Source organism: Candidatus Zixiibacteriota bacterium, from assembly GCA_040752815.1.
Classification (GTDB): domain Bacteria; phylum Zixibacteria; class MSB-5A5; order GN15; family FEB-12; genus JAGGTI01.
The window spans coordinates 1-4,124 of the sequence record JBFMGC010000096.1; the positions used below are offsets into that span (position 1 = coordinate 1).

1 protein-coding gene is annotated in these 4,124 nt (G+C 56.9%); it reads right to left on the reverse strand.

What is annotated here, in order from left to right; genetic code table 11:
• The coding region (locus tag AB1772_13215; protein MEW5797299.1) for a hypothetical protein at positions 1-4,100 on the reverse strand (4,100 nt) is incomplete at its 3' end.
• Positions 4,101-4,124: the final 24 nt, after the last annotated feature.

The following is a 4,124-nucleotide window of genomic DNA, read 5'->3' on the forward strand; positions in this document are numbered from 1 at the left end:
TAGATGATGACCGGCGCCTGCGGCGCGGCCGTGTCCACAATGACCCGTATTGTCGTTGCCGGGCTCTGACGGCCGAACCCGTCGGCTGCCACTGCCGAGAACAAAACCGGTCCCTCGCCATTCAGGACGACCGTTCCCGCCGGGAAGGTGAATACGCCGCTCGCATCAGCCATGGTCGTCAGGATGCTGGTTTCTCCGTTCGTCTGAGTGACTGTCAGCGCGACCGTGTTTCCAGCCTCGGCCCATCCGCGCACCAGCGGCGTCGTAGTATTGACGTATGATCCGTCAACAGGCGTGTCGAACACCGGCGCCTGTGGCACCGAGAGATTGACGATTATCATCGCCGAATCGTACTTGGTCACCACCGTCATGGTGTCGAACAGGATCATTGTCAGCCTGAATCGCACGATGTTTACGCCGCCCTCCAGGACGATCGGTATGTCGTTCGTCCCGTCCGCTTCAACCGCCCGCGTCTCCGTCGTCGTGCCGCTGATCGACATGATGTCCCACTGCATTGTAGTTCCGGGCTCGCCCAACACCGTGATGACCGGCTGCGTCTCAGTTATGATGGCGCCATCCACCGGGACAACCACGCCACGGGCGGTAGTCAGGTAAAGTATCTGCGGCGGATTCGGCGCGCGGAACGCGATGTCTGTGTCCCAATCGTTTGGCGCAATAGACGCCTGCGTGTCGACATACACCGCTATGAAACTGTCGCCTGGATCGACCACCAGACGCCCGTCATCGATCACGACAGGCTCCAGGGTGCTTGTCATTATGATGGTGTCCACACCGAGTGACGTGAAGTATCCGTTGAAGTTGGATGTCTCACGAACAAGCACGATTTCGGTGTCGTGGGTGTTTGGAGTGTATATCGTCACCTGAAACTCGTCCAACCCGGCCACGTTTAGGCTCTGATCCAGATCGGTCACCACAACGAAGATATAACCGTCCAGGATCAACGTGTCCCAATCAAGATCATACAGTTCCACATCGCCCACGGTCGGCAGAGAAACCGACGCCAGCGTGTCATATGTCCAATCGGAATCCCCCGGCGGATTGGGGTCAAAATAGTACCCGCTCGTTATCATGCCAGTGTCGTCCCATATGATGCCGGTGTACGACGGACTGTCCATCGAGTTAAATGAGGCCGGGAATAATCCTCGGAAGACGCCGACCCGGCCGACCACTTCCGTCAGCACGACAAGTTCCGTCTCCCCATGCGCCGACATTGTGACCACGACAGTGTCCAGTACCAGCGGATCAATATTTTGATCCCGGTCCGTCAACTCCAGATAGAACGTGTCACCGACTATCTTGTAATAGGCATAACCCCATGTGTCCGTTGTGAATATGAACACCGCATCGGTGGGCCTGTGCCGGAACATCAGGGTCCTCAATTCAGTGTCCGTGACCGCCCAAGGCGGCTCGAACGGATCCGCGTAGAGGAAGTCCATGGTGTCGCCGTCGCCGGTAAGCAGTATGCCGTCCCCGCTCACGAATCCCTCCGTGTCGGACATTCTGATGCCGACAGTGAACGGCGTCTCCGCGTTGATCGTGAATATCCCGGCGGTGTCGCCCAGTTCCGTCAGGACCAGGTACTCCGTGTCGATCGGCTGACCGAAGGAGAGCACCAGCATCGGTATGGCGATCGTGTCCCGTTCATAGAAACTTTTGGCCTGGTCCATATCCGTCAATACCACGTGGATGCGGTCCCCGATATAGAATATGGTTGTATCCAACCCTCTTATGTCGGTCACGAGAAGAGACGCCAAAGTCCGCAACGGGTAGGATGGCGCCGTATCCCATGATCTGTCAATCGGCAGGGTGGGATCCGTGTAATCGGCGAATACAAGCCTCGGGATGTCCATCGTTAGAATCTGGTCCCCGGCAACCGGTGGTATGACGCCGGACATGGTTATCAGTTGGTCCCCACTCAAACTGGTGAACACCGCGCTGCCGACAAGTGTTTCGGTCAGGACCATTATTTCGGTGTCGCGCCATGTATTTATCCTGATAGTGATGACTATGGTATCCCGGCCGAAGAGGTCCAGATTTTGATCCTGGTCGGTCAGGTACACGTGGATGAAGTCAGTCTCCATGTAATAAAGCGCCTCATCACCATTGGGATAATGCAGGCTGATCACGCCTGGTGAAGGCAACACGACGAGCATGAATGTGTCCGAAGACATGTCCGCCGGGACCGTTCGGTCGTAATATTCACCATGCACGATATGCCCGTCATTGCCCAGCACCTTTCCGTCGCCCACCGTTGAATCAGTCAGGTTTGTCGGCACGACTCCGCTGTCTTCGACGAACACGCCGGTACGCAATCCGTTTTCCGTCAGGACAATTATTTCCGTGTCCCGGCCTCCGGGATTGTATATGGTCACTATTACGGTATCCAGGTTCCGCGGGTCCTCGTTCTGGTCCAGATCGGTAACGATCATGGTGACCGTGTCCTCGGCCAATATGGCCTTGGTGAAGAGGTTCCTGGAATCCACGAAATTCGCCGAACTTGCCGTCGGAGATTCCTGCATTATGATGATGCGAATGACGGAGTCCCCCCCGCTGGGCTCGAAATCGTCGAACCGGGTTGTCACGGTGTCCAGACGGCCCACCAGCAGACGGCTGTCAAGTATTCCGGCACCGTCGAAATTCGACGTTGGAATGCCGCCGATCGACGGGACAAAGCTGGGAACATTGGTGAACACCCCGCTTGTCTCGGTTGTTTCCGTCAGATAAAAGATCTCGGTATCCTGGCCGATGCTGCTGAACACCGTGACGAATACGGTCTCCGCCGTACGCGGCTTGTTGTTCTTGTCCAAATCCGTGAGTATCAGGAACATGGAATCGTTGATCCGGTAAGTGGCAACCGGGACCGCCAGGGTGTCGACATACTCGATGAATCCGACAGTCGTGTCCTGATACAGTCGCGCATATAATATCGTGTCTCCTGTCGGGTCATCGTCGTCGCGATAGTCCAGCCGCGCCGTGTCCGGATCCGCGCTTATGAGCATGCTGTCCCCTATGGAATACCCTTCTGTATCCGACAGCCTCATAGTGAACGTGAACACGCCCGCCGTGTCCGAGCGCTCCGTCAGGATGATGACCTCCGTGTCCGGGGCGACCAGCGACCGCAATGTGATGACAATCGTCTCAGACAACCGCGGGTTGTTGTTCTGGTCGAAGTCCGTCAATACCACCGCCATTTCTTCCCCGATAACGTACGAGTCGGTTGGCGTGAAGTCGGGGAGTTTGCCGTAATATCCTTCAACAGCTGTCAGCGGCTGAACGGCCAAGGCCGTGTCTGTCGACTGGTCGATCATGCCGGTGACCAGGAAATATTCAGTGTCAAGGTAGTAAACCATGATGACGTCGCTCTCCCCGACACTCAGTATTCCGAAACTGTCGTCCTCGTCGCCTTCCCTTCCCAACGTGTCGCTGATCAGGTGTCCCTGGAGGCCGGCAACCCCGAGGGTGTCGCTGAAGACGCCGCTCGTCTCCGTCGTCTCCGTCATGACGAGTATCTCGGTGTCCAGTCCCAGCACGCGGCTGGTCAAAGTGAGGACTATCGTATCCTTCACTGCCGGGCTGTCATTCCGATCCTTGTCGGTAATGACAATATACATCTGGTCTCCGATCAGGAACGTGTCCGGCGACCCACCCGTGGCGCGCACCAGTGACACCACTGACTGCGTGGGCCGTTGCATTACCATGATCGTGTCCTCGGCGATTTCACCCGGCCGTTCGAGGTCCTGATACCGCACCACCACGGTGTCGTCATCGGTGACGCTGAGTATGCCATCCCCGACCGCCACTCCCAGGGTGTCGCTCGTCATGAGGCCTATGACATACGGGTCGTGCGTCACGAACACGCCGCTGGTCTCGTAACTTTCCGTCACGAGCAGGATCTCCGTATCGTTGCCTGTCAACGAAACAACGGTCACCGCATACGATTCCATGTCCGGAGGCACGTTGTTGCGGTCATGGTCTGTCAGGACCAGATAGATCAGGTCCGCTATGAACGCCGTGTCTATGTTGAACCCGTCCGAGTCTGTCCACTGGATCTCAGATGCCGTCTCAATCTGTTCCATCACCGCCGTGTCGTATGTCGTGTCGGC